The sequence below is a fragment of the Pseudoalteromonas sp. TAE56 genome, assembly GCF_000497955.1.
In the GTDB taxonomy this organism is placed as follows: Bacteria; Pseudomonadota; Gammaproteobacteria; order Enterobacterales; family Alteromonadaceae; genus Pseudoalteromonas.
This window is the reverse complement of sequence record NZ_AUTN01000032.1, coordinates 1-4,754: the sequence shown is the minus strand read 5'-3', so window position 1 is coordinate 4,754 and position 4,754 is coordinate 1. Positions and strand designations below refer to the sequence as shown.

Annotated in this window: 4 protein-coding genes; 1 reads left to right on the top strand and 3 read right to left on the bottom strand. The window is 40.7% G+C overall.

Translation table 11 applies throughout. The features are described 5' to 3' along the window. From pilW to ndk, 3 genes are all read right to left on the bottom strand, one after another. Nucleotides 1-1,156: type IV pilus biogenesis/stability protein PilW (gene pilW / locus L656_RS0101170; RefSeq protein ID WP_024597875.1), on the bottom strand; the 1,156-nt coding region annotated here is incomplete at its 3' end. Between the two features lie 126 nt (nt 1,157-1,282). Next, nucleotides 1,283-2,413 (bottom strand): bifunctional tRNA (adenosine(37)-C2)-methyltransferase TrmG/ribosomal RNA large subunit methyltransferase RlmN, encoded by a 1,131-nt coding sequence (locus L656_RS0101165; RefSeq protein WP_024597874.1) that lies wholly within the window; start codon nt 2,411-2,413, stop codon nt 1,283-1,285. A 169-nt stretch (nt 2,414-2,582) separates the two neighbouring features. Continuing rightward, a complete protein-coding gene (gene ndk / locus L656_RS0101160) occupies nt 2,583-3,014 on the bottom strand; it encodes a nucleoside-diphosphate kinase (RefSeq protein WP_007377442.1) in 432 nt (143 codons plus the stop codon). 216 nt (nt 3,015-3,230) lie between these two features. On the opposite strand from ndk, the gene trhP reads away from it, so the two are divergent. Continuing rightward, the gene (trhP, locus tag L656_RS0101155) at nt 3,231-4,622 is read left to right on the top strand and encodes a prephenate-dependent tRNA uridine(34) hydroxylase TrhP (protein ID WP_024597873.1); all 1,392 of its coding nucleotides are present in this window, start codon (nt 3,231-3,233) and stop codon (nt 4,620-4,622) included. Nucleotides 4,623-4,754: the final 132 nt, after the last annotated feature.

Here is a 4,754-nt window from a genome sequence, read left to right as displayed (position 1 = left end):
CAGCCGATGTATCGGTAGGTTTACTTGGCACGACGGCTTTAGAAGTCACTACTTTAGGAACTTCCACTTTTTGAGCTGTTGCTTGTTTTGCTATTACGGCTGTTTTGTCGACTTGCTTAGTGGCCGCATTTTGGGCTGCCTCAACTTGCTCTTCTCTTGCTATAACCGGGTTTACATCTTGGTTATTTACTGTTGCGAGTTTTTTATCTGTTTTTTGCTCATTGTTTGTTACTAAGCTTGTTGAACCGTCTTGTGATGAACGTTTTTTTCTAATTACTTTTATTTTTGGCTTCGAACTAACGTGTGCGCCGCTTTCATCATTTTTTAGTTCTTTTAACTGCGCTTTACGGTATTTTTCTCGCAGTATTTCAAACTCATTAAAACGCGTTCTTTTTTCTTTTAGTGCATAGGCTTCGTCACTTGTAGAATAGGTTTGTAAAATAGTGCTGGAAATTTTTTCAGCCTCTTCTATTCTGCCCATTCTGTTTTTTACAAGGTAGCTAAGCATTAATGCACGAGAAGATACTCGTCCCGTACTGTCGTAGCGTTTTAAAAGTTCACTGGCTTTGTATAAGTCACTTTTTGCGTAATACAGTGCAGCTAAGCTAATTAACGTAGATGTACGTTGAGAACTGTGATTAAGTGCTTGTTGAAAATAGCTTTCTGCATTTTCATAGTCATCAAATTCAATAGCACATAAGGCTAAATTTTCGTAGCTTTCGGCAACGCGAATATAGCTTGGTACTTCAATGGCTTTTAAAAATTGATCCGTAGCACGATCGTATTCATCGATACCACATAAAAACACACCGTAGTTATTAAGGGTATTTGGATCGTCAGGCTTTATTTCGAGTGCTTTTTGGTAGGCCTTATCAGCTAGCGGGTTTTCGCCTACTTGTTGATAGTAATAAGCAAGAGAGTAATGTACTTCAGGTAGGTCAGGAGCAAATGCAGCTGCACGTTCTAAATTGTATTTGGCTTGTGAGTTGTTACCCGTTTTTAAATACTGTAGGGCTAAAGCAATTCGTGTTCGTGCTGCGCCAGTATTGTTAATTTTATTTTCGACGACGGGTTTATTACTGCCGTTATAACTACTTTCGCTAACACAGCCACTTAAGGCAAGTGTGGATAGTGTTATAGCAAGTATAGATCGCATTACCTTATCTCTTTATTTTTAGTCCATGGCGCCTATCTTACCTAAAACCTTTAGTCTTGCATCATTTATTTAAAAATAAACAACTTAACCACCCTACGTGACTAATTCCTGTAGGGTGGTTACAGATTATGCTTGGTGGATATTAACGCTAATCGCGTTATCGTCACGCATTTTCTTTTTAGCTAAACGTTTAGTACGGTCAACTACGTCACCTACTAACTGTCCGCAGGCTGCGTCAATGTCGTCCCCGCGAGTACGACGAACAATACAGGTAACGCCCGCTGCTTGTAATACTTTTGAAAAGCGGTCAATGCGACTATTACTTGAACGCGTATATTCATTCCCCGGAAACGGGTTAAACGGAATAAGGTTGACCTTACAAGGTGTGCCTTTTAACGTTTGCACTAGTGCATGAGCCTGATCGGTGCTGTCGTTAATGCCATTAAGCATAACGTATTCAACTGTTACGTCTTTATTGGCTTTCGAACCATCGATGTAACGACGACACGAGGCTAAAAACTCTTCAATAGGGTACTTTTTATTAACCGGTACTAAAATGTCACGCAGTGCGTTGTCTGGTGCGTGAAGTGAAATAGCAAGTGCTACGTCAATTTTCTCTTTTAATAAATCAAGAGCAGGCACAACCCCTGAAGTACTTAATGTTACGCGGCGCTTAGATAAACCAAAGCCCCAGTCGTCCATCATTAGTTCCATTGCTGGCACTACGTTTTTAAGATTAAGTAAAGGCTCGCCCATACCCATCATTACAACGTTAGTTACAGGGCGCTTTTCGCTATGACCATCAAGGCCTATATCTTTAGCTACACGCCAAACTTGACCAATAATTTCAGATACTTTTAAGTTACGGTTAAAGCCTTGTTGAGCAGTAGAACAAAAAGTACACTCAAGAGCACAACCCACTTGTGATGATACACATAAAGTAGCGCGCTCTTTTTCAGGGATCCATACAGCTTCTACTTCTTGGCCGCCTTCCAAAATAAGTGCGTACTTAATAGTACCGTCGCTTGCTTGTTGGCGAACTGTAATTTCTGGCGCTACAATTTCGCACTCAGCTTTAAGCTTTTCTTTAAGTTTTTTGTTTACGTTACTCATTTCGTCGAAGTTATCTACGCCAAAATGATAAATCCATTTCATCACCTGGTCACTACGAAACGGCTTTTCACCGAACGATGCAAATAACTCGCGCATTGCGTCTCGGTTTAAATCTAATAAGTTAATCTTTTTTTGCTCGGTCATGAAACAACCTCAATCGGTGACGGTGGAGATAAAAATTTACGAGGACGAATTGTACACAATTCACTCACTTTAATCATTAAGTAAAACATCATGAGTTTACTAATTAATACTTTACGTAATGACTAAAAAAGGGCCCGAAAGCCCTTTTCATTTTGTTAACGAATTCGAATTAACGAGTACGTGAACAAAGCTCTTCGTCAGCGAAGAAGTACGCGATTTCGCGAGCAGCAGATTCAACAGCGTCAGAACCGTGAACAGCATTTTCGTCGATGCTATCAGCGTAGTCTGCACGTAAAGTACCAGCTAGTGCTTCAGCAGGGTTAGTAGCACCCATGATTTCACGGTTTTTAAGAACAGCGTTTTCGCCTTCAAGAACTGTAACCATTACTGGACCAGATGTCATGAAAGATACTAAAGCACCGAAGAAAGGACGTTCGCTATGTTCTGCGTAGAAACCTTCAGCTTTCTCTTGTGAAAGGTGAACCATTTTAGCTGCAACGATTTTAAGGCCAGCAGACTCGAAACGGTTGTAGATAGCGCCAATGTGGTTTTTAGCTACTGCATCAGGTTTTACGATTGAAAAAGTACGTTCTAAAGCCATCTTTATGCTCCAATAATTTTAAGTAAAAGTGTGAATATTAACGGGCGCGAATTATACGCGTTTTAAGTGAAAAATCCTAATTTTATTAAAAACCAGTTTGATTGCAGTTTTGTGATCTCGATCAAAAGCAAATTGCTAATCGAACTTATACTGCCGCGCTTATAAATTAATTAATCATACAACTGGCTTAAACCCAGTTCGATGTATGGAGCGCACATGTTACCAACTACCTCTTCAACGCCTTTTATTCCTGAATTACTATGCCCCGCAGGCAGTTTAAAAAACATGCGCTACGCTTTTGCTTATGGCGCAGATGCGGTTTATGCAGGGCAGCCTCGCTATAGTTTGCGTGTGCGCAATAACGAGTTTGACCTAGATACTCTGCAAGTAGGAATTAGTGAAGCGCATGCGCAAAATAAAAAGTTTTATGTGGTGTCTAATATTGCACCGCACAACGCTAAAGTTAAATCGTATTTACGTGATATAGAACCGGTTATTGCGATGCAGCCCGATGCGCTAATTATGTCAGACCCTGGTTTAATTATGCTTGTTCGTGAAAAATGGCCAACGATGCCTATTCACTTGTCTGTGCAAGCAAATGCGGTAAATTACGCGAGTGTGCAATTTTGGGCAAAACAGGGGATTGAACGCGTTATTTTGTCACGGGAGCTGTCGCTCGAAGAGATAACTGAAATTCGTGCTTTGTGCCCAGACACCGAGCTTGAGGTATTTGTACATGGTGCGCTTTGTATGGCGTATTCGGGGCGTTGTTTACTCTCTGGTTATATAAATAAGCGCGATCCAAATCAAGGGACGTGTACTAATGCATGTCGTTGGGATTACGATGTAAAACCTGGTGTTGAGAACGAAACCGGCGAAATGGTGCATAAAATTGACCCCAAACAGGTGATTCCTACATTAGGTGAAGGCGCACCAAGCAACGATGTATTTATGCTAGAGGAACAAGGTCGCCCTGGTGAGTATATGCCTGCATTTGAGGATGAACACGGCACGTATATTATGAACTCAAAAGATTTACGCGCTGTGCAATACGTAGAGCAGTTAACAAAAATGGGTGTACATAGTTTAAAAATAGAAGGGCGTACTAAGTCATTTTATTATGTAGCGCGCACAGCACAAGTTTATCGTAAAGCAATAGACGACGCGGCTTCGGGTAAACCATTTGATACTAACTTATTTAAAACACTCGAAAATCTAGCACATCGGGGCTATACCGAAGGCTTTTTAAAACGCCATGCCCATCAAGATTATCAAAACTATGAGTACGGTCATTCTGTATCAACTAAACAGCAATTTGTGGGAGAAGTACTTGGGCGCGACGAAAATGGCTTAGTTGAAATTGACGTTAAAAATAAATTTTGTACAGGCCACTCCTTAGAGCTTATGACACCACAAGGTAACATTACTTTTAAGCTTGAATATATGGAAAACAAAAAGGGTGAAATTATTAGCGATGCTAAGGGCTCTGGTCACATTGTAAAAATCGCACTAGATGAGGGGGTTAACTTAGAACACGCTATTTTAATGCGTAACCTTGATGAGCACCAAGATACGCGTAATCCATTTAAACAACCTAGGGCGTGTTGATCTTTGTGGATTGAAATTTGTTCAATCTAGGGACGATTTAATCGCGGCACGAGGTTTGTAACCTAGTGGGCTAAGTAAAAACCGAGCAACAAAGAGTTAATCGTCCCTAGAAAGAACCCAAAGGGCAGCGCA

Excerpts from the sequence above, each read along its gene's own strand:
- trhP (WP_024597873.1), top strand. The coding sequence starts at position 3,231 with ATGTTACCAACTACCTCTTCAACGCCTTTTATTCCTGAATTACTATGC.
- ndk (WP_007377442.1), bottom strand. The coding sequence starts at position 3,014 with ATGGCTTTAGAACGTACTTTTTCAATCGTAAAACCTGATGCAGTAGCT.
- L656_RS0101165 (WP_024597874.1), bottom strand. The coding sequence starts at position 2,413 with ATGACCGAGCAAAAAAAGATTAACTTATTAGATTTAAACCGAGACGCA.